At 61.0% G+C, this 26,313-nt stretch carries 25 protein-coding genes; 13 read left to right on the top strand and 12 right to left on the bottom strand.

Features of this window, described 5'->3' with window-relative positions:
* Positions 1 to 6 precede the first annotated feature (6 nt).
* Complete coding sequence (scpB, locus tag AC07OT_RS08250; protein ID WP_115487148.1) at positions 7 to 921, top strand: SMC-Scp complex subunit ScpB; 915 nt, start codon at positions 7 to 9, stop codon at positions 919 to 921.
* Positions 922 to 1,117: 196 nt separating this feature from the next.
* A complete protein-coding gene (gene rluB, locus AC07OT_RS08245; RefSeq protein WP_495107871.1) occupies positions 1,118 to 2,365 on the top strand; it encodes a 23S rRNA pseudouridine(2605) synthase RluB in 1,248 nt (415 codons plus the stop codon).
* A gap of 128 nt (positions 2,366 to 2,493) precedes the next feature.
* On the opposite strand, the gene AC07OT_RS08240 is transcribed toward rluB, so the two are convergent.
* Complete coding sequence (locus AC07OT_RS08240; RefSeq protein WP_495107870.1) at positions 2,494 to 3,453, bottom strand: CgnE/CgnB domain-containing protein; 960 nt, start codon at positions 3,451 to 3,453, stop codon at positions 2,494 to 2,496.
* Positions 3,454 to 3,526: 73 nt separating this feature from the next.
* Positions 3,527 to 3,664 carry a hypothetical protein gene (locus AC07OT_RS08235; protein WP_003175756.1) on the bottom strand — a complete coding sequence of 46 codons (138 nt, stop codon included), beginning with the start codon at positions 3,662 to 3,664 and terminating at the stop codon, positions 3,527 to 3,529.
* A gap of 638 nt (positions 3,665 to 4,302) precedes the next feature.
* On the opposite strand from AC07OT_RS08235, the gene AC07OT_RS08230 reads away from it, so the two are divergent.
* Positions 4,303 to 5,724 (top strand): amino acid permease, encoded by a 1,422-nt coding sequence (locus tag AC07OT_RS08230; protein ID WP_146477315.1) that lies wholly within the window; start codon positions 4,303 to 4,305, stop codon positions 5,722 to 5,724.
* Between the two features lie 66 nt (positions 5,725 to 5,790).
* Here AC07OT_RS08230 and AC07OT_RS08225 read toward each other — a convergent pair whose 3' ends face one another.
* Positions 5,791 to 6,165, bottom strand: a complete 375-nt coding sequence (locus AC07OT_RS08225) for a c-type cytochrome (protein ID WP_141155882.1) — start codon at positions 6,163 to 6,165, stop codon at positions 5,791 to 5,793.
* 70 nt (positions 6,166 to 6,235) lie between these two features.
* On the opposite strand from AC07OT_RS08225, the gene arfB reads away from it, so the two are divergent.
* Positions 6,236 to 6,649, top strand: coding sequence for an alternative ribosome rescue aminoacyl-tRNA hydrolase ArfB (gene arfB / locus AC07OT_RS08220; RefSeq protein WP_495107869.1), 414 nt, complete (start codon positions 6,236 to 6,238; stop codon positions 6,647 to 6,649).
* Here the strand turns inward: arfB and AC07OT_RS08215 are convergent.
* The 3 genes from AC07OT_RS08215 to AC07OT_RS08205 all read right to left on the bottom strand — a co-directional run bounded on the left by AC07OT_RS08215 (position 6,646) and on the right by AC07OT_RS08205 (position 8,799).
* Positions 6,646 to 7,842 (bottom strand): MFS transporter, encoded by a 1,197-nt coding sequence (locus AC07OT_RS08215; RefSeq protein ID WP_495107868.1) that lies wholly within the window; start codon positions 7,840 to 7,842, stop codon positions 6,646 to 6,648. The two genes, arfB and AC07OT_RS08215, sit on opposite strands and share 4 nt — an antisense overlap.
* Positions 7,843 to 7,946: 104 nt before the next feature.
* Positions 7,947 to 8,120: a hypothetical protein gene (locus AC07OT_RS08210; RefSeq protein WP_162844272.1), complete on the bottom strand. Its 174-nt coding sequence runs from the start codon at positions 8,118 to 8,120 to the stop codon at positions 7,947 to 7,949.
* A gap of 367 nt (positions 8,121 to 8,487) precedes the next feature.
* Positions 8,488 to 8,799 carry an Mpo1-like protein gene (locus tag AC07OT_RS08205; RefSeq protein ID WP_027605580.1) on the bottom strand — a complete coding sequence of 104 codons (312 nt, stop codon included), beginning with the start codon at positions 8,797 to 8,799 and terminating at the stop codon, positions 8,488 to 8,490.
* A gap of 162 nt (positions 8,800 to 8,961) precedes the next feature.
* On the opposite strand from AC07OT_RS08205, the gene AC07OT_RS08200 reads away from it, so the two are divergent.
* On the top strand, positions 8,962 to 10,020 hold the full coding sequence (locus AC07OT_RS08200) for an AraC family transcriptional regulator (RefSeq protein WP_495107867.1): 1,059 nt from the start codon (positions 8,962 to 8,964) through the stop codon (positions 10,018 to 10,020).
* Here AC07OT_RS08200 and AC07OT_RS08195 read toward each other — a convergent pair.
* From AC07OT_RS08195 to AC07OT_RS08170, 6 genes are all read right to left on the bottom strand, one after another.
* Positions 9,977 to 11,431: a TrkH family potassium uptake protein gene (locus AC07OT_RS08195; RefSeq protein WP_027605582.1), complete on the bottom strand. Its 1,455-nt coding sequence runs from the start codon at positions 11,429 to 11,431 to the stop codon at positions 9,977 to 9,979. The two genes, AC07OT_RS08200 and AC07OT_RS08195, sit on opposite strands and share 44 nt — an antisense overlap.
* Before the next feature lie 169 nt (positions 11,432 to 11,600).
* On the bottom strand, positions 11,601 to 12,944 hold the full coding sequence (locus AC07OT_RS08190) for an imelysin family protein (protein ID WP_495107866.1): 1,344 nt from the start codon (positions 12,942 to 12,944) through the stop codon (positions 11,601 to 11,603).
* A 126-nt stretch (positions 12,945 to 13,070) separates the two neighbouring features.
* Positions 13,071 to 15,122: a putative bifunctional diguanylate cyclase/phosphodiesterase gene (locus AC07OT_RS08185; RefSeq protein ID WP_065939140.1), complete on the bottom strand. Its 2,052-nt coding sequence runs from the start codon at positions 15,120 to 15,122 to the stop codon at positions 13,071 to 13,073.
* A 585-nt stretch (positions 15,123 to 15,707) separates the two neighbouring features.
* Positions 15,708 to 16,304 (bottom strand): superoxide dismutase, encoded by a 597-nt coding sequence (locus tag AC07OT_RS08180; protein WP_003212997.1) that lies wholly within the window; start codon positions 16,302 to 16,304, stop codon positions 15,708 to 15,710.
* A 178-nt stretch (positions 16,305 to 16,482) separates the two neighbouring features.
* Positions 16,483 to 17,082 (bottom strand): LysE/ArgO family amino acid transporter, encoded by a 600-nt coding sequence (locus tag AC07OT_RS08175; RefSeq protein ID WP_141155878.1) that lies wholly within the window; start codon positions 17,080 to 17,082, stop codon positions 16,483 to 16,485.
* A 5-nt stretch (positions 17,083 to 17,087) separates the two neighbouring features.
* A complete protein-coding gene (locus AC07OT_RS08170) occupies positions 17,088 to 17,489 on the bottom strand; it encodes an ACT domain-containing protein (RefSeq protein ID WP_027605586.1) in 402 nt (133 codons plus the stop codon).
* 100 nt (positions 17,490 to 17,589) lie between these two features.
* Between AC07OT_RS08170 and AC07OT_RS08165 the strand changes: the two genes are divergently transcribed.
* The 8 genes from AC07OT_RS08165 (at position 17,590) to AC07OT_RS08130 (ending at position 26,298) form a co-directional block, all read left to right on the top strand.
* Positions 17,590 to 18,483 (top strand): LysR family transcriptional regulator ArgP, encoded by an 894-nt coding sequence (locus AC07OT_RS08165; RefSeq protein ID WP_495107865.1) that lies wholly within the window; start codon positions 17,590 to 17,592, stop codon positions 18,481 to 18,483.
* Positions 18,484 to 18,535: 52 nt separating this feature from the next.
* On the top strand, positions 18,536 to 19,534 hold the full coding sequence (locus AC07OT_RS08160; RefSeq protein ID WP_027605588.1) for an NAD-dependent epimerase/dehydratase family protein: 999 nt from the start codon (positions 18,536 to 18,538) through the stop codon (positions 19,532 to 19,534).
* A gap of 127 nt (positions 19,535 to 19,661) precedes the next feature.
* Complete coding sequence (locus AC07OT_RS08155) at positions 19,662 to 20,507, top strand: ATPase (RefSeq protein WP_495107864.1); 846 nt, start codon at positions 19,662 to 19,664, stop codon at positions 20,505 to 20,507.
* 150 nt (positions 20,508 to 20,657) lie between these two features.
* A complete protein-coding gene (locus tag AC07OT_RS08150) occupies positions 20,658 to 21,917 on the top strand; it encodes a D-mannose isomerase (protein ID WP_495107863.1) in 1,260 nt (419 codons plus the stop codon).
* A gap of 104 nt (positions 21,918 to 22,021) precedes the next feature.
* Positions 22,022 to 23,308 (top strand): ABC transporter substrate-binding protein, encoded by a 1,287-nt coding sequence (locus AC07OT_RS08145; RefSeq protein ID WP_027605591.1) that lies wholly within the window; start codon positions 22,022 to 22,024, stop codon positions 23,306 to 23,308.
* An 80-nt stretch (positions 23,309 to 23,388) separates the two neighbouring features.
* Positions 23,389 to 24,297: a carbohydrate ABC transporter permease gene (locus AC07OT_RS08140; protein ID WP_003175732.1), complete on the top strand. Its 909-nt coding sequence runs from the start codon at positions 23,389 to 23,391 to the stop codon at positions 24,295 to 24,297.
* On the top strand, positions 24,290 to 25,135 hold the full coding sequence (locus AC07OT_RS08135) for a carbohydrate ABC transporter permease (RefSeq protein ID WP_092358420.1): 846 nt from the start codon (positions 24,290 to 24,292) through the stop codon (positions 25,133 to 25,135). Before AC07OT_RS08140 ends, AC07OT_RS08135 begins: the two co-directional genes overlap by 8 nt.
* Before the next feature lie 2 nt (positions 25,136 to 25,137).
* Positions 25,138 to 26,298 carry an ABC transporter ATP-binding protein gene (locus AC07OT_RS08130; RefSeq protein ID WP_065939136.1) on the top strand — a complete coding sequence of 387 codons (1,161 nt, stop codon included), beginning with the start codon at positions 25,138 to 25,140 and terminating at the stop codon, positions 26,296 to 26,298.
* Positions 26,299 to 26,313: the final 15 nt, after the last annotated feature.

The following is a 26,313-nucleotide window of genomic DNA, read 5'->3' as shown; positions in this document are numbered from 1 at the left end:
GAAACGATGAATCTGACTGAACCCCGCGAACTGGCCCCGTTGCTGGAGGCCTTTCTCCTGGCCTCGGGTAAGCCGCAATCCCTGGAGCGTCTGTTCGAACTGTTTGAGGAAGCCGAGCGCCCTGAACCGCCGGTGTTCAAGAAGGCACTGGAAATCCTGCGAAAATCCTGCGACGGCCGCGCCTTTGAACTGCGCGAGGTGGCGTCGGGTTATCGCCTGCAGATCCGTGAGAAGTTTTCCCCGTGGGTCGGCCGTCTCTGGGAAGAACGCCCGCAGCGCTATTCACGGGCGATGCTGGAGACCATGGCGCTGATCGCCTATCGCCAGCCCATCACCCGTGGCGAAATCGAGGACGTGCGGGGCGTGGCGGTCAACAGCCATATCGTCAAGACGCTGCTGGAGCGTGAGTGGATCCGCATCGTCGGCTACCGCGACGTGCCCGGCAAACCGGCGATGTTCGCCACCACCAAGGTGTTCCTCGACCATTTCAACCTGAAAAACCTCGACGACCTGCCGCCCCTGGCCGAATTGCGCGAGATGGAAGCCGAGCCGGTACTCGACTTCGACGAGGCCCCGGTCCCGGCGAGCCTGCAGGAACTGGCCGACGCCACCGCCGAGCCGGAAGAGCCCAAGGACGAAACCAGTTTCCACACGTTGTTGCTGGAACTGGACGACATGGAGCAGGGCATCAAGACCGACTTTGATGACTTGCTGCGCGATGGTGCGGCCGAGCCGGACGCCCAGGTGAGTGTGGAGGTCGAACCTGAACCTGAGGACGATATCCTCGGCGTGGCCGAAGCCCGCGAAAAACTCCTGGCCGCCGTCGCCGCCCTCGAACAACCGCCCCTGAGCGACGAAGAAGACGAAGCCCGGGCATTGGCCGAAGCCATCGAGAATGAACGCCGCCAGTTCGAGGACTGACGCACTCGAATGTGGAGCCTGGGGCATCACCGGTCGGCGGAAAAACCAATGACCTCGCGCTTATCGACTAGTCTCTGATGCGCAATGCGCGCCATGGGCGTATGATTCGCGACCCTTTGCCGACCTATTCGGCCAAAGCCCCGCTTTCAACACTCTTCAGGCCACGCCTGAATCGACCCACCGGGAGGTGCTTAAGATGAACGACAAAGAGCAGAACGACAGCCAGGAAATCGGCCCTGCAGGCGAAAAGCTGCAAAAGGTGCTGGCGCGTATCGGCGTGGGCTCGCGCCGCGACGTCGAAGCCTGGATCACCCAGAAGCGCATCAAGGTCAACGGCGTCGAGGCCACCCTCGGCCAGCGCGTCGACCTGCACGATGCAATCACCATTGATGGCAAGGTCATCAAGCGTGAAGAGGCCGCCGAATCGGTGCGCCGCGTGATCATGTACAACAAGCCCGATGGCGAGATCTGCACCCGTGACGACCCGGAAGGCCGTCCGACCGTGTTCGACAAGATGCCCAAGCCCAAGGAAGGCCGTTGGATCAACATCGGTCGTCTCGACATCAACACCACCGGCTTGCTGATGTTCACCACCGACGGTGAACTGGCCAACCGCCTGATGCACCCGTCCTACGAGATGGACCGCGAATACGCCGTGCGTGTGCGTGGTGAAGTCGATGACGAGATGATCGAACGCCTCAAGGCCGGCGTGGTGCTGGAAGACGGCCCGGCCAAGTTCACCGACATCAAGCAAGCGCCGGGCGGTGAAGGTTTCAACCACTGGTACCACTGCGTGGTGATGGAAGGCCGTAACCGTGAAGTACGTCGCCTGTGGGAATCCCAGGGCCTGGTGGTCAGCCGCCTGAAGCGCGTGCGTTTTGGTCCGGTGTTCCTCAACTCCGACCTGCCGATGGGCCGCTGGCGCGAAATGAGCCAGTACGAAGTCGACATCCTCAGCGCCGAAGTCGGCCTGACGCCGGTCGCCATGCCGCAGATGAACGCCAAGAGCAAAGACAAGCTCGATCGTATGCAGCGTAAATCGTCGCGCCCCGTGGCCCGCACCGAGCGTGTTGCCCGCACCCTGCGCCCGGCGCTGGATGCACCGGCGACCGGCGGGCGTATCTCGCGTCAACCGCACATCGAAGGCGAGCGTCGCCCCACCGCGCCATCGCGCCAGGAAGGCGAACGTGCGCCACGCACCCCACGCCCAGCCGGTCGTGGTGATGCGCCAAGCGGTGGTCGCGGCAACCGTGGTGACGCCGGTCGCGGTGCTCCTGCATCCGATCACCCAGCCGACAGCGCCAACACCAAGCGCCCGGCCAAGCCCGCGCCGAAAAAGCGCCCAGGCCTGAAGCTGGTGGCGGACGAGCCATCGGGCAAGCGCCGTGGCGCACCGGCCGGTTCGGGTCAGCGTCCAGGCTTTGGTCGCAAGAAGCCGCAGTGATGTAACCGCGGCACACAAACGCCAACCCTAGGGTTGGCGTTTTTTTTGCCTTGGAATAGAGGTAAAGCATGTGGGAGGGGGCTTGCTCCTTCCCACAGTTGGATCTCCATCATTTTCAAGGTCGGTGTTCAGAACGCAAAAGTGCCGTCAAACACCGGTTTGTCATCCAGCGCCAACACCCCGCTGGCAAAGATCAGGTCCAGGTGATGGCTGCCTTTCTGACCGCCGCCCAAGCCCAGGTGCAAGCCGCAATGGCGCTCCTCGAACCCGGCATTGCGCGCATACAGGTCCTTCACCCCTTCATTGGTGCCAATCCCCAGCTCCTCCACCCGGCGGTTGGACGGGTTGGCATTCAGGTATTTATTGAAGTCGTCGGCCAGCCCCGGCACGTCACTGGCCACGCTGCAGATGGTCGAGTTTTCGATCCACAGTTCCAGCGGTGATTGCAGCACGCCGTACTTGCGCGCGAAGGGGATGGTGCTGAGAAAGGTGCCGACGAACCGCACCTGGCCATTGATGGCTTCGCTGTGGGTGGCGATTTCGCCGGGGGCCAGGTCGTGGTTGCCGATGCCGTTGATATTGGTCCACTTCTTGATGCTGCTCATGGGCGCCTGCAGGCGTGAGCCGTGTTTGTCGGTAAAGCTCAGCACAGCGGCTTGGGACATGCGCCGGATCAGTGTGGCGTTGAGGTCGGCGATGCGCTGCGGCTCGACGCTGAAAGTGTCGTAGAAGTAGTCGCCGTAATCCTTGAACAGCAGGGATTTTTTCCAGTGTTCGGCCATCACGCCCTGCAGGGCGCGGATAAAGTCCGGGCCTTCTGCGCGCGGGTTGGGCAGGGTGGAGGAATCGTAGAGGAACAGGTACAGGTCGCAGGTTTCGATGGCCTGCGCCAGGCGGTCGCTGTCGGCCAGGTCCAGACGCTGCACCTGGAAGTTGAAACGGGCGGCGCTGCTCTGGGCGATCGCCTGGGCGATGGCGTCGTAGCGCTCGGTGTGGCCCAGCAGCACGGTGGGGCAGTTCAGGCCGCCGAGGGCCGGATGGTGTGCAAGGTAGTAGAGAAAGTGTTCAACGGCGCGGGCCTTGTCCATGACGTATGTCCTTGTGTGCCTTGGGTAAGGAGGCAGGTGCCGTGCACTGCACCTGCCGAATACGTGCCGGGTGTCAGAACGGCCACATCGCCGTGCCAAATGGCACCACGGCATCGGCTTGCATCATTTCAACGGCGGCCTCGTGGGTCGGCGCTTCAAACCAATCGTCGAGCTGCAGTTCGGTTTCCAGGTCGTTTTCCAGTGCTTGCATGGTGTATCTCCTAGAGGACGTTGTTTGAGAACGGCTTGCCAGCGGGCTTCGCTGGGCAAGTGAAAGAACCTAGGTGAGAGTGTTTGGTAATGCAAAAATTTTATTGACACGGTCTCATTTGGATTTTTTCTTCTGTTTTTTCGCCGGCTTTTTTTCTTCAGGAAATACAGTGAGCTGGCGTCGCTAATGGCGATGAATTTTCCTACCGCCATTTTTTCAAAAACTTACAGCTGTAACGCCGATTTTCCATGCTGTAACGATTAATTTACGTATGGCTCACGGCATGATTGGCCTATTTACCGCTGTAAGGAATACCTGACAGATCGTCGCACGTGCTCCGCGGGTACGGCTTGAAGCTGTCGAGCGGTGTACAATGCGCCGCGTTTTACTGTGACCCCCTTGCGTAACCACGCAAAAGGCCAAGACCTCAGGGTTTACCCACCCTGATCACTCCGCCTGGCCACGAGCCCGGCGGGTTCGATTTCGTCACAGATAAAAACAAACAGGTGACGCATGACCATTAGAAAGACGCTGTACTCCTGGTGCCTGCGCTGGGGTTTGAGCGGCGCTGCTTGAGTCGGTAATTCAAGGCAGCAACCTGCATTCAACATCATCAAACCTTGCGTGAGACCCTTTTCATGAGTGAACCCCATTCCTCTTCAGGCGAGCTGAAACGCGGCCTGAAAAATCGGCATATCCAGTTGATCGCCCTCGGTGGCGCCATCGGCACCGGCCTGTTCCTGGGCTCGGCCGGCGTGCTCAAATCCGCCGGCCCGTCGATGATCCTGGGTTATGCCATCTGCGGCTTCATTGCCTTCATGATCATGCGCCAGCTCGGCGAAATGATCGTCGAAGAGCCGGTCGCCGGTTCCTTCAGCCACTTTGCCCACAAGTACTGGGGCGGTTTCGCCGGCTTCCTGTCGGGCTGGAACTGCTGGATCCTGTACATCCTGGTGGGCATGTCCGAGCTGACAGCCGTCGGCAAATACGTGCACTACTGGTGGCCGGAGATTCCGACCTGGGTGTCTGCGGCGGCGTTCTTCGTGCTGATCAACCTGATCAACCTGGCCAACGTCAAAGTCTTTGGTGAAGCGGAGTTCTGGTTCGCCATCATCAAGGTGGTGGCTATCGTCGGCATGATCGCCCTTGGCAGCTACCTGCTGGTCAGCGGCAGCGGCGGCCCGCAAGCCTCGGTGAGCAACCTGTGGGAACACGGCGGCTTTTTCCCCCATGGCGTGGGCGGCTTGGTGATGGCCATGGCGATCATCATGTTCTCCTTCGGCGGCCTGGAAATGCTCGGCTTTACCGCCGCCGAAGCCGACCAGCCACGCACCGTGATCCCCAAGGCGATCAACCAGGTGATCTACCGTATCCTGATCTTCTACATCGGCGCCCTGGTGGTATTGCTGTCGCTGACACCATGGGACAGCCTGCTGGCCACCCTCAACGCCTCCGGCGATGCCTACAGTGGCAGCCCGTTCGTGCAGGTGTTCTCGATGCTGGGCAGCAACACCGCCGCGCATATCCTCAACTTCGTGGTGTTGACGGCGGCGTTGTCGGTGTACAACAGCGGCACCTACTGCAACAGCCGCATGCTGCTGGGCATGGCTGAGCAGGGTGATGCGCCCAAGGCGCTGGCCAAGATCGACAAGCGCGGCGTGCCGGTGCGTTCGATCCTCGCGTCGGCGGCGGTCACGCTGGTGGCGGTGTTGATGAACTACTTCATCCCGCAACATGCCCTGGAACTGCTGATGTCCCTGGTCGTGGCCACGCTGGTGATCAACTGGGCGATGATCAGCTTCTCCCACTTCAAGTTCCGCCAGCACATGAACCGCACCGGCCAGGTGCCGTTGTTCAAGGCGTTGTGGTACCCGTACGGCAACTATGTGTGCCTGGCGTTCGTGGTGTTTATCCTGGTGATCATGTTGATGATTCCGGGGATCCAGGTGTCGGTGTACGCGATCCCGCTGTGGGTGGCGTTTATGGCGGTGTGTTATTGGATCAAGAACAAGCGCAGTGCTGAAGCGGCGTTGAGCACCGCGAGTGCAGCATTGAAGTAAACAGGCGCCTACCTGGAAAACCCCGCATCCTGCATAGGGCGCGGGGTTTTTTGCGGTTTGAAGCCGTCAACTTTTTGAAATCACACCGCTCATGTATTCATTCAAGTCGCGAAAGTCCTTAACGTTCCAGGCATGCGGCGCGACCTTCACCCCATTCTCGCGCAGCGTTTTTGGGATCAGGTCTCCATTCGGGCGAAGTATGACCGAAGACACAATCACGCCCGGGTAAGCTGCCAGCCGTTTTTTGAAGGCTGGGGTTGTCAGGTCAGGTGTAGGCGGGTTGCTTTTATTGGCCAACGGCCCCGTTGCCTTAAGGTCTGGCCCGTGGCACATGGCGCAGCGCTGTGAATAGAGGTTTTTGCCATTGGCGTTATCTGCAAAGGACAGTGACGTTTGAATGAGTGATAAGGTGCCGAGCAAAGAGACCAACAGTATTTTCATTGTTATGCGTCCTTGTTGTTGAGGTTGTTGTCCTGATTGGGCGTGTCTGTTGCCTAGGGTTTATTGAGTGATGCTGGTTATTTCCAACAATGTGCACCTGGCCGATGCCGAAATCGAGCTGACCGCCATCCGCGCCCAGGGCGCCGGCGGGCAGAACGTCAACAAGGTGTCGAGCGCGGTGCACCTGCGGTTTGATATTCCGGCGTCGTCGCTGCCGGCGTTCTACAAGGAGCGACTGCTGGCACTGCGTGACAGCCGTATCACCAGCGAAGGTGTGCTGGTGCTCAAGGCCCAGCAGTACCGGACCCAGGAACAGAACCGCGCCGACGCGCTGGAGCGCCTGGTGGAGCTGATCCTCAGTGCCACCAAGGTCGAGAAGAAGCGCCGCCCGACCAAGCCCACCCTTGGCTCGAAAAAGCGTCGCCTGGAATCCAAGACCAAGCGCGGCAGCATCAAGGCCGGGCGCGGCAAGGTCGACTTCTAGACATCGCGCGCTTCGCGGGCCTTGGGCGCTTGCCGGTACAGGTAGACACTCAGCAGCAGCCCACCGAGGGCGGCAAGGGCGGCGAACAGGAAGATCGACGCAAAGCCGAAGCCGGCTGCCACAGCCCCGGCCAGCGGCCCGGTAATGCCCAGCGACAGATCGATAAACAGCGAATACGCGCCCACCGCCGAACCACGGCTGGACGCGGGCACCAAGTTGACCGCCTCCACCCCCAGCGCCGGAAACACCAGGGAAAAGCCGAACCCACTCAACGCCGCGCCGGCCAGGGCCAGGTTGGCATCCGGCGCCAGCCACAACAGCAGCAGGCCGAGGATCTCCACCGACAGGCAGGCGATCGCCACGCGAAAGCCGCCGATACGGTTGATCAAGTTGCCGAACAGCAGGCGCGCACCGATAAAGCTGGCGCCGAACAGGCTCAATGCCCACACCGCGTTATCCCAGTGCTGGGTGGTGTAATACAGGGTGATAAAGGTGGCGATGGTGCCAAAGCCGATGGAGCCCAGGGCCAGCGCGCAGCCGTGGGGCAGGACTCGGCCCAGGACGTTCATGAAGGGCAGGCGCACACCGGCCACAATCGGTGCGGCCACTTTGTTCCAGGCCAGCAACACGCCGACGACCGCCAGCAGGATAATGCTGACACCCATGCTCCACAGTCCGAAATGCCTCACCAGCAACACGCCCAGTGGTGCGCCGACGGCCAGCGCGCCGTAGCTGGCGATACCGTTCCAGGAAATCACCTTGGCGGTGTTCTGCGCACCGACCCGGCCGATCCCCCAACCGATGGCGCCCGAGCCCACCAGGCTTTCCGCGCTGCCCAGTACCAATCGACCGATGAGCAGGCTGGCCAGGCTGACGGCCGGCACGCTTGAAAACCACGCCGCAAGCAGCATGAACACGCCGCTCGCGCCGCAGCCCACCAGGCCGATCAGCACCGCCCGCTTGCTGCCCAGGTTATCGATGATTTTGCCGGCATAGGGGCGGCTCAGCAGCGTGGCCAGGTACTGCACGCTGATCACCAGGCCGGCGATCACCGCGCCGTAGCCCAGTTCGCTGTGGACATAGCCCGGCAATACGGCCAGGGGAATGCCGATATTCAGGTAGCCGATAAAGGTGAACAACACGATGGAAACAACTTGCAGCGTGACCGCCATGGGGCGCTGGGTATCTGGCATGGGAGAGGTCCACTGTCGCAGCAGGTAAAGATAGGCTGCTAATGATACCGGGGCTTGGGCGTGCGCAGAGCGGTAAAACGCAAAAACGTCAGATCAAAAAGACGTCAGGCTTGAAGGGGGGCGAGTAACTGGGTGGTGACCAGGGCGGCCAGGGCGTTTTCCTGGGTGCCGAAGCGCTTGAGCAGCAAGGCTTGTTTGTCCGCGCTGAGGCGGTTCCACACGTCGACCATCTGCAGGGCAGTGTCGAGTACGGCGGTGTCCGGGAGGGTGTCTGTCATGGCGGGTACCTCGGGGGTGATTCAGGCAGTGTGGAAAGCGTTCAAAGGTACGCTTTCCACACGGTCTGGTACGGCGTCAGTCCTGGCTCTTGCTGTCGACTGGTTTTGCTTCTTTGGCCTCAGGCTGCTTCGCGCTGGCCTGCTGCGGTGTTGGCTGCTCAGTTTCGTGCAGGCTTGGGAAGGGGAGATTAGGTATCTCGTGCATCGTCGTCGCTCCTCGCAAAGTCTGTTTTTTCAATCGCAGGTGATTCCGCGCTCTCAAAAAGCCTTGGCAGGATACAGCACTGTAAATGACAAAAAGACTTTTATATCGCCGGGTGTACGAACCTTTTATCGTTTTTACGCAAGTGACAAGAGGTCACATCGCTCAGAACGGCACCTTGCCGAGGATCATGTCGCGGTACATCACAAAATCCCCGAGCAAGCTGTAGAACGGGTGCTGGAAGGTTGCAGGACGGTTCTTTTCGAAGAAGAAGTGCCCGATCCAGGCAAAACTGTAGCCGGCAATCGGCACGGCCAATAACAGCCCCAGTGAGCCTCGGCCGATGGCATAGGCCAGGATGCCGATCACCAGGGTAGTGCCGATAAAGTGCAGGCGCCGGCAGGTGCTGTTGCCGTGCTCGGTCAGGTAATAGGGGTAAAACTCGGCAAAGCTGTTGAATCGCTTGAGGTTTTCCACTGCGGCCGGCCCTTTGATTGTTGTGCCGCCGAACAGATGTTCGGCGGGGAGCTTATTTGAGTCTAGAGTGATCAGTGGTAACAGCCAGTGACAATAGATGCCACTTTAGTATCCTTGGCTTTCCTGGCTGCCGTTTTGAGCCTGCTTTATTAAGAAGACGCCATGAGCGAACGAACAACTTCTGCAAGCTGGGCGATGGGGATAGTCAAGGCACTGGAAATGGACGGCCTGGATTGCCGAGCCTTGTTCAAGCAACTGGGCCTGGACTACGCCGCGCTGAGTGACCCCGATGCGCGGTTCCCGCAGGACTCCATGACCCGCCTGTGGCAGCGCGCAGTCGAGCTGTCGGGCAACCCGGCGATTGGCCTGAACATGGGCAAGGTGGTGCGCCCGGCGTCGTTTCATGTGGCCGGTTACGCCTTGATGTCCAGTAACACCCTGGCCGAAGGCTTTATGCGTCTGGTGCGTTACCAGCGGATCATCGCCGAAAGCGCCGACTTGAGTTTTCGACTATTACCTGAAGGCTATGCGCTGATTCTGACGGTGCATGGCGATCATCTTCCGCCGACCCGACAAAGCGCCGAAGCCTCCCTGGCCTGTGCGTTGGCGCTGTGCGGCTGGCTCACCGGGCGGACCCTGCAACCCCGCAAAGTGCTGTTGCAGGGCGATCAACCGGAAGACCTGGCCCCCTATAAACAAGCGTTCCATGCCCCGCTGGAATTCAATGCGCCGTATGACGCGCTGATCTTTGAGCGCGCCGACATGGACGCGCCGCTGCCCACGGCCAACGAGGCCATGGCGCTGTTGCACGATCGATTTGCCGGTGAGTACCTGGCGCGGTTCTCCGAAAGCCGTGTGACCCACAAGGCGCGGCAGGTGCTGTGCCGACTGCTGCCCCAGGGCGAGCCCAAGCGCGAAGTGGTGGCCCAGACCCTGCACCTGTCCCAGCGCACCTTGCAGCGGCGCCTGCAGGAAGAAGGCACGAGTTTCCAGACCCTGCTCGACGACACCCGCCGCGAACTGGCCGAGCAGTACCTGGCGCAGCCGAGCATGACCCTGTTGGAGATTGCCTACCTGCTGGGCTTTGCCGACCCGAGCAACTTCTTTCGCGCGTTTCGCCGCTGGTTCGATGCCACGCCCGGCGAATACCGGACGCGACTGCAGGACGCGTCGACGGTCAGTGACGCCAGAACGCCGGAATGCACAGAACAAAGACTGTGATGATTTCCAGCCGGCCCAGCAGCATGCCCAGGGACAGGATCCACTTGGCCGCATCCGGCAGGCTGGCGAAGTTGCCGGCCGGGCCAATGGTTTCCCCCAGGCCCGGGCCGACGCCGGACACGGTGCTGGCGGCACCGGTGAGTGCGGTCATCCAGTCCAGGCCCAGCAGCGACAAAGCCAGGGCGATGGCGCAGATGGTGATGGCGAAGAAAAACGAAAAAGTCAGGATCGAACGCACGATCTCTTCGTCGAGGCGGTGGCCGTTGTACTTCTGCTTGATTACCGCGCGCGGGTGAATCAGCTGGTTCAAGTTGGCCTTGAGCAGGATATAGGCGACCTGGAAGCGGAAAATCTTGATCCCGCCCGCCGTGGAGCCGGAACAGCCGCCGATGAAGCCCAGGTAGAAGAACAGCATCAGTGAGAAATTGCCCCACAGGCTGTAGTCCCCCAGTGCAAAACCGGTGGTGGTCACTACCGACGTGACGTTCAACGCCACATGGCGCAGGGCATCCAGCCAATGCAGGTTGGTGGTCCACCAGTACCAGGTGCCGAGCACCAGCCAGGTCACCAGCAACAAACCGAGCAAGCCCTGTACTTGCTGATCCTTGATCAATGCCTTGCGATTACCCCGCAAGGTGGCCACGTACAGGGTGAACGGCAAGCTGCCGAGGATCATCACCACCACCGCCACCCAGTGCACCGCCGGTTGTTTCCAGTGCGCCAGGGACTCGTCCGAGGTGGAGAACCCACCGGTGGAAATCGCCGACATCGCATGGTTGATCGCATCGAACAGGCCCATGCCGGCCCACCAGAACGCCAGGCTGCCGAGGATGGTGATGCCGACGTAGGCCGCCACGATCAGCCGCGCCACCATGTGCGAGCGGGGCATGACCTTCTCCGAGCGGTCCGAGGATTCGGTCTGGAACAGGCGCATGCCACCGATACGCAGCAGCGGCAGGATCGCCACCGCCATGCCGATAAAGCCGATGCCGCCGAGCCAGTGCAGCAGCGAGCGCCACATCAGAATGCCGGGTGACAGGGTGTCCAGGCCGCTCAGCACCGTGGAACCGGTGGCGGTGATGCCGGACATGCTTTCGAAAAACGAGTCGGTGTAGCTGATGTGCTGGGTCAGCAGGAACGGCAGCGCGGCGAATACGCATACCACCACCCAACTGCTGACCGTGAGCAGGTACATGTCTCGCGGACGCAGGTGCACGTGTTCGGGACGCCCGGGAATCACCAGGGCAAGCCCGGCGACAAAAGTGATCAGGCTGGCCCAGAGGAACGAGGGCAGGTCGCTGGTCCGTTCGAAAATCACCAGGGTGGCCATGGGCACGACCATGGCGATCGCAAGGGTGATCAGGAAGATGCCGATGATGAAACCGATGATGCGTAGGGTCGGCAACGCCATGAAGTGAGCTCGAAATAGGGCAGAGGCGCCATTCTACCTGGGGTGCCGGGCATGTAAACCGGGCCTTGAAAGCGACGCAAATCAAATGTGGGAGGGAGTGGTGGTACTACTGTGAAAGGCAGGTAAAAAAAAGGCGACCCGAAGGCCGCCTCATTCAACACCGCACTGATCAGAATTCGTGATCAGCGTTATCCGGGTTCAGGTCGCTGATGCCCAGCTTGCCGGCAGCGGCTTCGATCGAACCGGTCTGCTTGACCAGGGCGGCGATGGCGTCACGCACGATCTGGTTGCCTGCGTCGTTACCGGCCGCGATCAACTGGTCGTAGTGTTCACCTTTCTGAGCGTGATCAACCATGACCTGGATTTTCGCTTCGGTCGCCGCCAGGTCCGCTTTCAGCGCGGTGTCGGCAGCCGGGTCGGCCTTGGCCACCAGGGACGACAGGCTGGCGCCGGTCAGTTTGGTGCCGTCGACGCGGGTGTACTCGCCCAGGTAGACGTTGCGGATGCCCTTGGCGTCGTAGAAGTGCGAGTAATGGGTGTTGTCGCTGAAGCAGTCCTGTTCATCTTCCGGCGAGTTGGCTTCCAGGGAAACCTTCATGCGCTCACCGGCCAGTTCGCCCAGGGACAGGCTGCCCATGCCGAACAACATTTTGCGCAGGCCGTCGGTGGCAGGTTCTGCCTCCAGGGTGGCGCGGTAGTTGTCTTCGACGTTGGGTTTCCAGTTGCCGACCATTTCCTGCAGGTCGCTGACCAGCAGTTGGGTCACGGCGGTCAGGTAGGCGCGGCGGCGCTCGTTGTGGCCGCCGGTTGCGCCGTCGCCGGTCAGGTAATCCGACGCAGGGCGGTTGCCGGCGCCTGGGCCGGTGCCGTTCAGGTCCTGGCCCCAGAGCAGGAATTCGATGGCGTGGTAGCCGGTGGCGACGTTGGCTTCGGAACCGCCCAGCTCATTGAGGCTGGCGAGTTTTTCCGGGGTGATGTCCTTCACGTCGACCTTGTCTTCGCCGACCTGGATCTCGGTGTTGGCGATGATGTTGGCGGTAGCGCCCGGGTTACCCAGGGCGTGCTCGTAGGATTTGTCGACGTAGTCGATCAGGCCTTCGTCCAAGGGCCAGGCATTCACCTGACCTTCCCAGTCGTCGATGATGGTATTGCCGAAGCGGAACACTTCGCTCTGCAGGTACGGAACGCGCGCGGCAACCCAGGCGGCGCGGGCGGCCTTCAGGGTTTCGTCGTTCGGTTTGGCGAGGAAGGCGTCGATTGCGGTTTGCAGGGTTTTTGCCGTGGACTCGGCATCGCTGTACACCGCGAAGACCATGTCGGCGTAATGCGCAACCACGGCCTTGGCGGCCGCTTCGTCGACCTGACCGGCAGGGGTGGCAGCCGCTGGAGCGGTAGTGCTGGCAGCCGGGGTCGGCGCCTGGTTTGCTGCGGGCTTGTCTTTACCTTCGCCGCAACCGGCGAGAGAAATGGCAATGGCCAGCAGACTGGCGGTGGCCAGGGGCATACGAATCATGGCGAACATCCTGCTTCGGTTGTTGATGGGCGCGCGGGGGTCGCGCAAAACTGCGACATAATGCGAAAGATTTGCATTTTGTGTAAAGGGTTATACGCGGGAAATATTCAGTATCGTTTTGCCCGGTCAGAGAATGGCCGCGCCATTGCGCTCGGCCTGCTTCAAAAAAGCCGCCAACTCCCGGGCCGGCAGGGGTTTGCTGTAGTAGTAACCCTGACCTTCGTGGCAACCCTCGGAGATGATGTAGGCCTCCTGCTCCGCGGTTTCCACGCCTTCCGCGATGACCTGCATGCCCAGGCTTTTGCCCAGCTGGATAATGGCGCGAACGATGGTGGCATCGTCATCGTCGTCCAGCAGGTCCTGGACGAAGCTTTTGTCGATCTTGATCTTGTCCAGGGGCAGGCTTTTCAAATAGCTCAAGGAGGAATAGCCGGTGCCGAAATCATCAATCGCGATCAAGGCCCCGGAACGGCGCAGGCTCAACAGGTGTTGGGCGGCGGTGCTGATGTCTTCCATCAGGCCGGTCTCGGTGACTTCCAACTCCAGGCTGCGCGGCGGCAGGCGGTAGATCTGCATCAGGTTGTTGACCACCCGTGGCAGCTCGGTGTGGTGCAACTGCACGGTGGACAGGTTGACCGCCATGCGCAGTTCGGTGAAGCCCAGGTCATGCCATTCGCGCAATTGTCGACAGGCCTGGTCCAGTACCCATTCGCCGATCGGAATAATGGTGCCGTTCTGTTCTGCCAGCGGGATGAACAGGTCGGGCGGCACCAGGCCGTGTTCCGGGTGCTGCCAGCGGATCAGGGCTTCCACGCCTACCACACGCTGGTCGCGATAGCTGATCTGCGGCTGGTAGACCAGGTGGAACTGGTCGCGGCTGAGGGCGTCGCGCAGGTCTTTTTCCAGCTCGCGGCGACGGCGCATTTCGCTGTCGACGCTGGCGATATAGAACTGATAGCGGTTGCGAGAGCGGCTCTTGGCCAGGGTCATGGTCTGTTCGGCTTTTTGCAGCAGCTTCTCGGTGCTGTCGCCATCTTCGGGAAACAAGGTGATGCCGATAGTGGCGCGCAGGCGAATTTCCTCGTGGTCGAGAGCGAACTCCGCCTCCAGGTCGTCGAGGATGCTTTGCGCCAGTTCGGCCGCTTCGTAGGGCTGGTCGATATCGGCCTGTACCAGCGCGAACTGGTCGCCCCCCAGGCGGGCGAGGGCGCCGAGGCGACCGCTGTGGGCGCGCAGACGGTCGGCCAGGGCCAGCAGCAATTTGTCGCCGGCCTGGTAGGTGAACTGCTCGTTGACGCTTTTGAAGTCATCCAGTCCCACGCACAGCACCGCTACGCGACGCTGGCGGCGGCCGGCGTCGATGAGGATCTTGTCCAACTGCTCCTGCAGTTTCTGGCGGTTGGGCAGGCCGGTGAGAAAATCGTACTGGGCCATGCGCAGCAGGCTGGATTCCGCCTCATGGCGCAGGTGGGTGTTGCGCTCGATGGATTCGAGCAACTGGTTGGCGGTGTTGATCCACAACCCCAATTCGTTGCGCTCGTGGCCCTTGAGTTGCGGGATCTTGTGCTCGCTGGGGCGGTCCGGGTTGATCGATGTCAGGTGTTCGATAATCCGCGACAGCGGCTTGGTCAGCAGCCAGTGGTACACCAGGTACAACACCAGGCCCATGGCCAAGGCGCGTAACACGCCGGAAATGAAGATGATCACCGAACTGACAATAAAGCCCTGGCCGTACGTGGCGGTGTCGAGGGTAATGCTCAGGTCGCCGTAATACTCGCTGTAGGGGCCTTTGCCGACCAAGGCGGTGGTAAAGGTGCGTTCTTGGCCAAGAATCAGGTCGGTGAGCCAGCGGCTGGGGGAGTGCTGCAAGGCGCGGCTTTTTTCTGCCAGCATGGTTTCGTTGGGATGGCCGATGGAGGCCATGCGCACCGCCTCGTCCTGGAACAGCCCCTCTATCACCTGCATGCCCATCTCGCGGTCCAGGCTATAGACGGCCTGGGTCGAGGGGTCGCGAAACATGTCGAGGATGCGCTGGGCATCACCGGCCACGGCCTGGCGCGTCTTGTAGGCATCGAAAACGATCTGCGCCACGCTCAGCGTCACGCCCACGATCAACGCCGACAGCAGCACGACCCGTAGCAACTTCACCGACAAGCTGTTTTTGAGTTCCAGCTTCAAAGGGGCATTCCTTGTCTCATGCGGGTGGCCTTCAATATGCCATGAGTATTGGCAATCTGGTGGTGGCAGTCAAAGGAACATTGCGGCTGGGGGGGCTGGAGTCTATCGAAGGGCGTTCGGGAGGGGAGAGGGCGGATCATATCCGCCGCTCTCTTGCACAACACAGGGTTCAGGCGATTGCCTGATAGGCACTCTGCGCGGGATCGTCAGCAGGTTTATTAACCATTAAATCGGTCTAACGTCGGATGTACGTCCTCACCTGGTTTTCCGGAGGCTCCCCCTTGGCCCCCGCCCCCGCCCGCCAAACCTGTGAGCAGTTGCATCCCCATTTTCAGCCCCTCTCCCAATAGTGGGTTGAGCGCTGAGAGGCCCGCCGACAACAAGTCAACACCAGGGCCACTATCACCACCCGCTCCGGATACACCAGCCATAATTGCCACTCCTGAAAATAAACGAGAGAGTTATTTCTCTCACCGATTGTGTGGCAGGTTCGTGCCGGTGAGTTCCACGTTTCCTGAATGGGGTTCTTTTTTCAGGCATAAAAAAGCCCGGCAATCGCCGGGCTCTTTCTACTGCAAGCGTCGCTTAGGCAGTGAAGGTCTTGCCTTCGAACTGCTCAGCCACGAACTTCCAGTTGACCAGGTTCCAGAACGCTTCCACATACTTTGGACGTACGTTGCGGTAGTCGATGTAGTAGGCATGTTCCCACACGTCGCAGGTCAGCAGCGGGGTGTCGCCGCTGGTCAGCGGGTTGCCGGCGCCGATGGTGCTGGCCAGGGCCAGGGAACCGTCAGCCTTTTTCACCAGCCAGCCCCAACCGGAACCGAAGGTGCCGACGGACGTCTTGGTGAATTCTTCCTTGAACTTGTCGAACGAACCGAACGCGGCGTTGATGGCTTCAGCCAGTGCGCCGGTAGGTTGGCCGCCGGCGTTTGGTGCCAGGCAGTTCCAGTAGAAGGTGTGGTTCCAGACCTGAGCGGCGTTGTTGAAGATGCCGCCCGAAGAAGACTTGACGATTTCTTCCAGGGTCTTGCCTTCGAACTCGGTGCCTGGCACCAGGTTGTTCAGGTTCACGACATAGGTGTTGTGGTGCTTGTCGTGGTGGTATTCCAAGGTTTCCTTGGAGATGTGCGGCTGCAGGGCATCGTGTGCGTAGGGCAGCGGCGGCAATTCGAAAGCCATGATGATTCTCCTAATCAGGTCAGTTGCGGTGAGCGCAAGGCCGATCACGGGCGGCCAAACAAGCGCCGGGGAGTTTGTACTCTTTGCGGCGCAGGGTCCGGATCATAGCACCGGGGGTGCGGCAAAACCACGCAACAACTGTGTGGGATAGAGGTTCCAGAGCGTTTTGGAATATTCATCAGGCGCTGATCAATTGATAGGCCACGCTGAACATCATTACCGCTACCAACAGGTCCAACAGGCGCCATGTCGCCGGGCGTGCCAGCCACGGCGCCAACCAGGCCGCGCCGAGCGCCAGGGTGGCGAACCACAGGAACGATGCACTCGCGGCCCCGGCCACGTAGGCACCGGGTTCGGTTTGTTGCGCGCCCAGTGAGCCGATCAGCAGCACCGTGTCCAGGTACACATGAGGATTGAGCAACGTGACCGCCAGGGCGCTGAGCAATACGGCGCGCAATGAGCGGACCTTGAGATTGCCGCCTTGCTCCAGGCCCTGTGTCGAAAACGCCCGGCGCAATGCCAAGGTGCCGTACCACAGCAGGAACGCGGCGCCGCCCCAGCGGGCAATTGCCAGCAGCAGCGGGTTTTGGGCCAGCACCGTCGCCAGGCCGAATACCCCGGCGGCCACGAGCAAGGCGTCGCACACCACGCACAACGCCGCCACCGGCAGGTGATGTTCACGGCGCAGGCTTTGCGCCAATACAAATGCGTTTTGCGTGCCGATGGCCATGATCAGCCCCAGGGCCACCAATAATCCGTTCAGATAGCTTTGCCACATAACCATTACTCCGAAGTCGCTGCCAGTTGCCGCAATACGTCCATGGCTCGCTCGGCATCCGCGCGGCCGACGAACAGGTGGTCGTGGTAGTAGCCGGCGATCACGTTGCAACTGATCCCGGCCTTGCCGAGTGCGCTGGCGAAGGCTGCCGTCAGGCCCACGGCTTGCAGCGCTGAATGCACATTCAGGGTGATCCACGCCGCGATGTAGTCGAACGCCAGGCCGGCCTGTTCCGCCTGCCGGCGCTCCAGGATCAGGGTCAGGCCTTCCTGTTCGCGAAAGCTGCCGATGGCCTCGCAACCGGCCGGGATCCGATGGTCAGGCAGGGTGCAGAACACGTAGTCACCGTCATTGAGCTGCGGGCTCATGCTGCGCAGCAGAGTTGCCAGGGCGGTTTCGCCAGCCATGGTGAAGGGTCCTTATAAAGAGAGAAGCGATGCTGGCTATTCTCATGGCCCAGGCTGTATAAGAAAAACCAATATTGCTGATCGCTCATTAGAGAAACTGATGTTCGACTATAAATTGCTTTCCGCCCTGGCGGCGGTGGTGGAACAGGCCGGCTTCGAGCGCGGAGCCCAGGTATTGGGGCTGTCGCAATCGGCGATTTCCCAGCGCATCAAGTTATTGGAAGCACGCATCGGCCAGCCGGTGCTGGTGAGGGTTACGCCGCCGGCGCCCACCGATATCGGTCGACGTTTGCTTAACCATGTGCAGCAGGTGCGGCTGCTGGAGCGCGACCTGCAAAGCCAGGTGCCGGCGCTGGACGAAGAAGGCATGCCTGAGCGCCTGCGCATCGCCCTGAATGCCGACAGCCTGGCCACCTGGTGGGCCGAGGCGGTCAGTGACTTTTGTGCCGAGCAGCATTTGCTGCTGGATCTGGTCGTAGAAGACCAGACGGTGGGGCTCAAGCGCATGCGTGCCGGCGAGGTAGCGGCCTGCATTTGCGCCAGTGAACGCCCGGTGGCCGGAGCCCGCAGCCTGTTGCTCGGCGCCATGCGTTATCGGGCGTTGGCCAGCCCGGCGTTTGTTAAACGGCATTTCCCCCAAGGTGTGCGTGCCGAGCAACTGGCGCGCACACCGGCACTGGTGTTTGGCCCGGATGATTTCCTGCAGCACCGCTACCTGGCGTCTCTGGGCGTGGACGGCGGTTTCGAACACCATTTATGCCCATCGTCCGAAGGCTTTATCCGCCTGGCGGAAGCCGGGCTCGGCTGGGGGCTGGTGCCTGAGTTGCAGGTGCGCGACCAGCTGGAAAAAGGCGTGCTGGTCGAGTTGATGCCAGATAAGCCCATCGATGTGCCGTTGTACTGGCATCATTGGCGCAGCGGCGGGCAGCTGTTGGGCCTGTTGACCGACCACCTGGCCCAAGCCTGTGGACAATGGTTGGTGCCGTTGGACTGATGGCGGTCGTCAAGGCAACAGCGATGAAAAATGAAAGAACACGGGGTAATACATGAAGATTCTGGTCACCGGCGCAAGCGGCTTCATCGGCGGGCGCTTTGCGCGTTTCGCCCTGGAGCAGGGCCTGGACGTGCGGGTCAACGGGCGGCGCGCCGAGGGTGTGGAGCACCTGGTTCGACGCGGTGCCGAGTTTATCCAGGGTGACTTGAGTGATGCCGACCTGGTGCGCGACCTGTGCCGCGATGTCGAAGCCGTGGTGCATTGCGCAGGCGCCGTGGGCTTGTGGGGGAAGTATCAGGACTTCCATCAAGGCAACGTGCTGGTGACTGAAAACGTCGTGGAAGCCTGCCTCAAACAGCGCGTGGGCCGTCTGGTGCACCTGTCGTCGCCGTCGATCTACTTCGACGGGCGCGATCACCTCGGGTTGACCGAAGAACAAGTCCCCAAGCGCTTCAAGCATCCCTATGCGGCCACGAAGTACCTGGCCGAACAGAAAGTGTTCGGCGCCCAGGAGTTCGGCCTCGAGGTGCTGGCCCTGCGCCCGCGGTTCGTCACCGGTGCCGGTGACATGAGTATTTTCCCGCGCCTGCTGAAAATGCAGCGCAAGAACCGCCTGGCTATCGTCGGCGACGGTCTCAACAAGGTCGACTTCACCAGTGTGCACAACCTCAACGAAGCGCTGCTCAGCAGTTTGCTGGCCACCGGTTCGGCCCTGGGCAAGGCCTACAACATCAGCAACGGCACACCGGTGCCGGTGTGGGATGTGGTCAATTACGTGATGCGCCAAATGGAGCTGCCCCAGGTGACCCGTTATCGCTCCTACGGCTTGTCCTACAGCGTGGCGGCGCTTAACGAAGCCTTTTGCGCAATGTGGCCCGGTCGTCCGGAGCCGGCGTTATCGCGCCTGGGCATGCAGGTAATGAACAAAGATTTCACCCTCGACATCAGCCGGGCCAGGCATTATCTGGATTACGAGCCCAAGGTCAGCCTGTGGACCGCCCTCGACGAGTTCTGCAGTTGGTGGAAGGCCCAGGATCCCGGGTTCAAATAAGGTCACAACAGGCAACACATCGGGAACCGAATTCCAGGTTCCGGGTCGATCAACGCGACGAGGTTGGGGTTTATACTCCCGTCGCTCGGCTTTCCAGCCAGCTAACTCACCGATTCAGGGTTGATTCATGCGTAACGATGCCAAAGACGATTTCGACAACATTCCCAGCCTGCGGGCCGATCTTGGGGATGACGATGATTTCGAACCTTCCCCGGCCACCTCGGTGCGTTCGCGCAACACGCCCGTGGTCAAGGTCAAGGGCGCCAGCACCGGCCCGCTGTGGGCATTGATCGGCGCGCTGTTGATCGCCTTCGCCGGCCTGGCCTGGTGGAGCTTCCAGCAGATTTCCCTGATGGGCCAGCAGTTGGTAGCCACCCAGGAAAGCTTTGCGCGCATCAGCGAAGAAGCGGCAGGGCGCCTGCAGGACATTTCCGGCAAGGTCGTAGCCAGTGAAGCCAATGTGAACAACGGCAGCGAAGCACTGAAACTGCAGATCAAACAGCTGGAAACCCAGTTGCTGGAGCAGGGCAAGCAGCAGCTCGGCGTTGCCGGCCAGGCCACCGAGCTGGACAAGCGCCTGGCGCAAATGACTGCCAGCACCACTGAGCTGTCGAGCGCCAATGCCAAGCTGCAGGGCCAGGTGCAAGCCTTGACCGATGCAGTGGCCACCCTGAAGGCTGCGCAGGGCGATGCCGGCAAGCGCGATACCGAGATAAAGGAATTAGTCGCTGATGTGGCCGCCTTGAAAAAGCAAGGTAACCCGAGCGCAGCCATCGCCCGTCTTGAGCAGGACCTCGTGGTACTCAAAAGCGCCCAGGACAGCCAGCCGGTCAACAGCGATGCGCCGACCAACAAGGAGTTCGACGTGTTCCGCATCCAGACCACCCGCAATATCACCACCTTGCAGAGCCAGGTGCAGAACCTGAATCAGCGCTTGAATGCGCCGGCGGCGGCAACGCCGCTCGGCCAGTAATATCGGGCCTGTGGCAAGCTTGCTCGCCACAGGCCGCCTAGCGGCTTGAATGTCACCGTCTGGTGACATTTCCCATCCCCTTCGTTACTTGCCCCCACCTTGCCCTTGTTTAGACTCCGGTCATCCCACAAACAATAATAAGGGCCACCCATGACCACGCGACCACTGCCTGCCAGCAGTTGGCTGAATGCACCTGCCCATCACGCCTGGCTCGCCGCCGAAGGCCAGCGCCTGCTGGCCTTCGCCAAGGCCTCCCGTCTGCCTGAGGGTTTTGGCAACCTCGACGACAAAGGCCAGTTGCCGGCCGATGCCCACGCCGAAACCATGAATACCGCGCGCATGACCCACAGCTTCGCCATGGCCCATGCCATGGGCTTGCCGGGTTATGCCGAATTGGTGGCGCACGGTGTTGCGGCCCTGGGCGGACCTTTGCGTGACAGCGAACACGGTGGCTGGTTCGCCGCGCCCCAGGCCCTGGACGGCAACACCGGCAAGGCGGCCTACCTGCATGCGTTTGTCGCCCTGGCCGCCAGCTCGGCCGTGGTGGCGGGCGCGCCTGGCGCGCAAAATCTGCTGAACGACGCCGTCCATATCATCGACCAGTTCTTCTGGAGCGAAGAGGAAGGCGTGATGCTCGAATCCTTCGCCCGGGACTGGAGCGGCGTCGAAGCCTATCGCGGCGCCAACAGCAACATGCACGCCACCGAAGCCTTCCTGGCCCTGGCCGATGTCACTGCCGACACACGTTGGCTGGACCGCGCCCTGCGCATCGTCGAGCGAGTGATTCATACCCACGCCGCCGCCAACCAGTTCATGGTGATCGAGCATTTCGACGCGCAATGGCAACCCCTGCTCGATTACAACGAAGATAACCCCGCCGATGGCTTCCGCCCGTATGGCATCACCCCTGGCCATGGCTTTGAGTGGGCGCGGCTGGTGCTGCACCTGGAAGCCGCGCGCCTGCAGGCCGGGCTGGCCACGCCGGACTGGCTGCTGAGCGCCGCCAAGGGCCTGTTCGCCAGCGCCTGCGACTATGCCTGGGCCGTGGATGGCGCCCCCGGTATCGTCTACACCCTGGACTGGAACCACCGCCCGGTCGTGCGCGAGCGCCTGCACTGGACCCACGCCGAAGCCAGCGCCGCTGCCCAGGCCTTGCTCAAACGCACGGGTGAGCTGCATTACGAAACCTGGTACCGGCGTTTCTGGGAATTTTGCGACACCCATTTCATCGACCGCCTCCACGGCAGTTGGCACCACGAACTCAGCCCGCATAACCAGCCCAGCAGCACCATCTGGGGCGGTAAACCGGACCTGTACCATGCCTGGCAAGCGGTCGTGCTGCCTGCACTGCCCCTGGCCCCGAGCATGGCCAGCGCTTTAGGCGCTGGGTGTTATGTCACCAAGTGGTGACATTTGTGCATCCCTTTGTTACCTGTGCTCGAAAAAACCATGTTTAAACTCCGTGCAGCGCAAGCTCCAGACTTGCATGCATAACAACAAGAAAAGGTATTCAGATGAACGCGATTAATCGCCTCGCCGTAGCTATTTCCGTTGCCTCGTTGTTTCCCCTCAGTGCATTTGCCGCCGACTCCAAAGGGACGGTTGAAGTTGTGCATTGGTGGACCTCGGGTGGCGAAAAAGCGGCTGTAGATGTCCTGAAGGCCCAAGTCGAGAAAGATGGCTTCACCTGGAAAGACGGCGCCGTCGCAGGTGGCGGTGGCGCTACTGCCATGACCGTGCTGAAAAGCCGCGCGGTCGCCGGCAACCCGCCAGGCGTTGCCCAGATCAAGGGCCCCGACATCCAGGAATGGGCGTCCACCGGCCTGCTCGACACCGACGTCCTGAAGTCCGTCGCCAAAGACGAAAAATGGGATTCCCTGCTCGACAAGAAAGTCTCCGACACCGTTAAGTACGACGGCGACTACGTTGCCGTACCGGTCAACATCCACCGCGTGAACTGGCTGTGGATCAACCCGGAAGTCTTCAAGAAAGCCGGTATCACCAAGAACCCAACCACCCTCGAAGAATTCTACGCCGCCGGCGACAAGCTCAAAGCCGCAGGCTTCATCCCGCTCGCTCACGGTGGCCAGCCTTGGCAGGACAGCACCGTGTTCGAAGCGGTGGTCCTGTCGGTAATGGGCGCCGATGGCTACAAGAAAGCCCTGGTCGACCTCGATAACGCTGCGCTGACCGGCCCGGAAATGGTCAAGTCCCTGACCGAGCTGAAGAAAGTCGCGACCTATATGGACGTCGACGGCAAAGGCCAGGACTGGAACCTCGAAGCAGGCAAGGTCATCAACGGCAAGGCCGGTATGCAGATCATGGGTGACTGGGCCAAGTCCGAATGGACCGCCGCCAAGAAAGTCGCCGGCAAAGACTACGAGTGCGTAGCCTTCCCGGGCACCGACAAAGCCTTCACCTACAACATCGACTCCCTGGCGGTGTTCAAGCAGAAAGACAAAGGCACTGCCGCTGGTCAGCAGGACATCGCCAAAGTCGTGCTGGGTGAAAACTTCCAGAAGGTGTTCAGCATCAACAAGGGCTCGATCCCTGTTCGCAACGACATGCTGAACAAAATGGACTCCTACGGTTTCGACTCCTGCGCCCAGACCGCCGCCAAGGACTTCCTGGCTGACGCCAAGACCGGCGGCCTGCAGCCAAGCATGGCGCACAACATGGCCACCACCCTGGCGGTGCAAGGTGCGTTCTTCGATGTCGTGACCAACTACATCAACGACCCGAAAGCCGATCCGGCCGACACCGCCAAGAAACTCGGCGCTGCGATCAAGTCTGCCAAGTAACGGTTGACCTTGTGAGGGGGATCCCTGCCCCCTCACAAGGCGTGCTTCTGTAGTCCTTTTTCCCTGTATTGGATTTTCCCATGAGTTCTGTTGCTGTGTTCAGCAAAGCCTCGCCGTTCGATGCACTGCAGCGCTGGCTACCCAAACTGGTGCTGGCGCCCAGCATGTTCATCGTGTTGGTGGGCTTCTACGGCTACATCCTGTGGACGTTTGTGCTCTCGTTCACCACCTCTACGTTCCTGCCAAGCTACAAATGGGCGGGTCTTGCGCAATACGAGCGGTTGTTCGACAACGACCGCTGGTGGGTGGCGAGCAAGAACCTGGCGCTGTTCGGCGGGATGTTCATCGGCATCACCCTGGTGATCGGCGTGACGCTGGCGATTTTCCTCGACCAGAAAATCCGCCGCGAAGGTTTTATCCGCACCATTTACCTGTACCCGATGGCGCTCTCGATGATCGTCACCGGTACCGCCTGGAAATGGCTGCTCAACCCGGGCATGGGCCTGGACAAACTCCTGCGTGACTGGGGCTGGGAAGGCTTCCGTCTCGACTGGCTGATCGACCCGGACCGCGTGGTCTACTGCCTGGTGATTGCCGCCGTGTGGCAAGCCTCCGGTTTCATCATGGCGATGTTCCTCGCCGGCCTGCGTGGGGTTGATCAGTCGATCATCCGTGCCGCCCAGATCGACGGCGCGAGCCTGCCGCGCATCTACTGGAGCGTGGTGCTGCCGAGCCTGCGTCCGGTGTTCTTCAGTGCGGTGATGATCCTGGCGCACATTGCGATCAAGAGCTTCGACCTGGTGGCGGCCATGACGGCCGGTGGCCCGGGCTATTCGTCCGACCTGCCCGCCATGTTCATGTACTCGTTCACCTTCAGCCGTGGCCAGATGGGCATGGGCTCGGCCAGTGCAATCCTGATGCTCGGTGCGATCCTCGCGATCATCGTGCCTTACCTCTACTCCGAGCTGAGGACCAAGCGTAATGACTAGTCTCACTGCCAAACCTGCCATCAGCCTGAGCCGCATCGCGATCTACGCGGTGTTGATCCTCGCTGTGCTGCTGTACCTGGTACCGCTGGTGGTGATGTTGCTCACCAGCTTCAAGACCCCGGAAGACATCAGCACCGGCAACCTGCTGAGCTGGCCGACCGTGGTCAGCGGCATCGGCTGGGTCAAGGCCTGGGCCACCGTGGATGGCTACTTCTGGAACTCGCTCAAGATCACCGTGCCGGCCGTGCTGATTTCCACCGCCATCGGTGCATTGAACGGTTATGTGCTGTCGTTCTGGCGCTTCCGTGGTTCGCAGCTGTTCTTCGGCTTGCTGTTGTTCGGCTGCTTCCTGCCGTTCCAGACCGTGCTGCTGCCCGCGTCGTTCACCCTCGGCAAGATGGGCCTGGCCAGCACCACCACCGGCCTGGTGTTTGTGCACGTGGTGTACGGCCTGGCGTTCACCACGCTGTTCTTCCGTAACTACTACGTGAGCATCCCGGATGCGCTGATCAAGGCGGCACGCCTGGACGGGGCGGGTTTCTTCACCATCTTCCGTCAGATCATTCTGCCGATGTCCACGCCGATCATCATGGTCTGCCTGATCTGGCAGTTCACCCAGATCTGGAACGACTTCCTGTTCGGTGTGGTGTTCTCCAGTGGCGACTCCCAGCCCATCACGGTGGCGCTGAACAACCTGGTCAACACCAGCACCGGGGCCAAGGAATATAACGTGGATATGGCGGCGGCGATGATCGCCGGGCTGCCGACCCTGCTGGTCTATGTGATCGCAGGCAAGTATTTCGTGCGCGGCCTGACGGCCGGCGCGGTCAAGGGGTAATCATGGCTACGCTTGAACTTCGCAATGTAAACAAGACCTATGGCGCCGGCCTGCCCGACACCTTGAAGAACATCGAACTGTCGATCAAGGAAGGGGAGTTCCTGATCCTGGTCGGCCCTTCGGGTTGCGGTAAGTCTACGCTGATGAACTGCATCGCCGGCCTGGAGACCATCACCGGCGGCGCGATCATGATCGGCGACCAGGACGTCAGCGGCATGAGCCCCAAGGACCGTGACATCGCCATGGTGTTCCAGTCCTACGCGCTGTACCCGACCATGAGCGTGCGCGAGAACATCGAGTTCGGCCTCAAGATCCGCAAGATGCCCCAGGCCGACATCGACGCCGAAGTGGCGCGCGTGGCCAAGCTGCTGCAGATCGAACACCTGCTCAACCGCAAGCCGGGCCAGCTCTCCGGCGGCCAGCAACAGCGCGTGGCCATGGGCCGGGCCCTGGCACGTCGGCCGAAGATCTACCTGTTCGACGAACCGCTGTCGAACCTCGACGCCAAGCTGCGCGTCGAAATGCGTACCGAAATGAAGCTGATGCACCAGCGCCTCAAGACCACCACCGTCTACGTGACCCACGACCAGATCGAAGCGATGACCCTGGGCGATAAAGTGGCGGTGATGAAGGACGGCATCATCCAACAATTCGGCACGCCGAAAGAAATTTACAACGACCCTGCTAACCTATTTGTGGCAAGCTTTATCGGTTCACCACCGATGAACTTCGTGCCTATGCGCCTAAAACGCAAGGACGGGAAGTTGGTGGCGCTGCTCGACAGCGGCCAGGCGCGATGCGAATTGCCGCTGGGTATGAACGACGCCGGCCTGGAAGACCGTGATGTGATTCTGGGCCTGCGCCCGGAGCAGATCGTGCTGGCGGCGGGTGAGGGTAATGGTTCATCGAGCATTCGTGCCGAGGTCCAGGTCACCGAGCCGACCGGCCCGGACACACTGGTGTTTGTGCAGCTCAATGACACCAAGGTCTGCTGCCGTTTGGCGCCTGATGTGGCGCCGCAGGTGGGCGAGACCCTGACACTGCAATTCGATCCATCCAAGGTATTGCTGTTCGACGCCAACACGGGCGAGCGCCTCGGCACTGCTTCTTCATTGCCCGCACAGGGGCATGCGGACAACGTGGCCCAATTCAAAGGTCGCTGAAGTAGATAAGTTGTT

The organism is Pseudomonas sp. GW821-FHT09C10 (assembly GCF_059418085.1).
Note: the sequence above shows the minus strand (reverse complement) of the source record. Positions and strands in the feature narration are given on the sequence as shown.

Excerpts from the sequence above, each read along its gene's own strand:
- AC07OT_RS08180 (WP_003212997.1), bottom strand. The coding sequence starts at position 16,304 with ATGGCTTTCGAATTGCCGCCGCTGCCCTACGCACACGATGCCCTGCAG.
- AC07OT_RS08235 (WP_003175756.1), bottom strand. The coding sequence starts at position 3,664 with ATGCAAGCACTGGAAAACGACCTGGAAACCGAACTGCAGCTCGACGAT.
- arfB (WP_495107869.1), top strand. The coding sequence starts at position 6,236 with ATGCTGGTTATTTCCAACAATGTGCACCTGGCCGATGCCGAAATCGAG.
- AC07OT_RS08190 (WP_495107866.1), bottom strand. The coding sequence starts at position 12,944 with ATGATTCGTATGCCCCTGGCCACCGCCAGTCTGCTGGCCATTGCCATT.
- AC07OT_RS08240 (WP_495107870.1), bottom strand. The coding sequence starts at position 3,453 with ATGGACAAGGCCCGCGCCGTTGAACACTTTCTCTACTACCTTGCACAC.
- AC07OT_RS08135 (WP_092358420.1), top strand. The coding sequence starts at position 24,290 with ATGACTAGTCTCACTGCCAAACCTGCCATCAGCCTGAGCCGCATCGCG.
- AC07OT_RS08140 (WP_003175732.1), top strand. The coding sequence starts at position 23,389 with ATGAGTTCTGTTGCTGTGTTCAGCAAAGCCTCGCCGTTCGATGCACTG.
- AC07OT_RS08225 (WP_141155882.1), bottom strand. The coding sequence starts at position 6,165 with ATGAAAATACTGTTGGTCTCTTTGCTCGGCACCTTATCACTCATTCAA.
- AC07OT_RS08130 (WP_065939136.1), top strand. The coding sequence starts at position 25,138 with ATGGCTACGCTTGAACTTCGCAATGTAAACAAGACCTATGGCGCCGGC.
- AC07OT_RS08200 (WP_495107867.1), top strand. The coding sequence starts at position 8,962 with ATGAGCGAACGAACAACTTCTGCAAGCTGGGCGATGGGGATAGTCAAG.
- AC07OT_RS08170 (WP_027605586.1), bottom strand. The coding sequence starts at position 17,489 with ATGGCTGGCGAAACCGCCCTGGCAACTCTGCTGCGCAGCATGAGCCCG.
- scpB (WP_115487148.1), top strand. The coding sequence starts at position 7 with ATGAATCTGACTGAACCCCGCGAACTGGCCCCGTTGCTGGAGGCCTTT.
- AC07OT_RS08160 (WP_027605588.1), top strand. The coding sequence starts at position 18,536 with ATGAAGATTCTGGTCACCGGCGCAAGCGGCTTCATCGGCGGGCGCTTT.
- AC07OT_RS08230 (WP_146477315.1), top strand. The coding sequence starts at position 4,303 with ATGAGTGAACCCCATTCCTCTTCAGGCGAGCTGAAACGCGGCCTGAAA.
- AC07OT_RS08155 (WP_495107864.1), top strand. The coding sequence starts at position 19,662 with ATGCGTAACGATGCCAAAGACGATTTCGACAACATTCCCAGCCTGCGG.
- rluB (WP_495107871.1), top strand. The coding sequence starts at position 1,118 with ATGAACGACAAAGAGCAGAACGACAGCCAGGAAATCGGCCCTGCAGGC.
- AC07OT_RS08145 (WP_027605591.1), top strand. The coding sequence starts at position 22,022 with ATGAACGCGATTAATCGCCTCGCCGTAGCTATTTCCGTTGCCTCGTTG.
- AC07OT_RS08175 (WP_141155878.1), bottom strand. The coding sequence starts at position 17,082 with ATGTGGCAAAGCTATCTGAACGGATTATTGGTGGCCCTGGGGCTGATC.
- AC07OT_RS08165 (WP_495107865.1), top strand. The coding sequence starts at position 17,590 with ATGTTCGACTATAAATTGCTTTCCGCCCTGGCGGCGGTGGTGGAACAG.
- AC07OT_RS08210 (WP_162844272.1), bottom strand. The coding sequence starts at position 8,120 with ATGACAGACACCCTCCCGGACACCGCCGTACTCGACACTGCCCTGCAG.
- AC07OT_RS08150 (WP_495107863.1), top strand. The coding sequence starts at position 20,658 with ATGACCACGCGACCACTGCCTGCCAGCAGTTGGCTGAATGCACCTGCC.
- AC07OT_RS08195 (WP_027605582.1), bottom strand. The coding sequence starts at position 11,431 with ATGGCGTTGCCGACCCTACGCATCATCGGTTTCATCATCGGCATCTTC.
- AC07OT_RS08215 (WP_495107868.1), bottom strand. The coding sequence starts at position 7,842 with ATGCCAGATACCCAGCGCCCCATGGCGGTCACGCTGCAAGTTGTTTCC.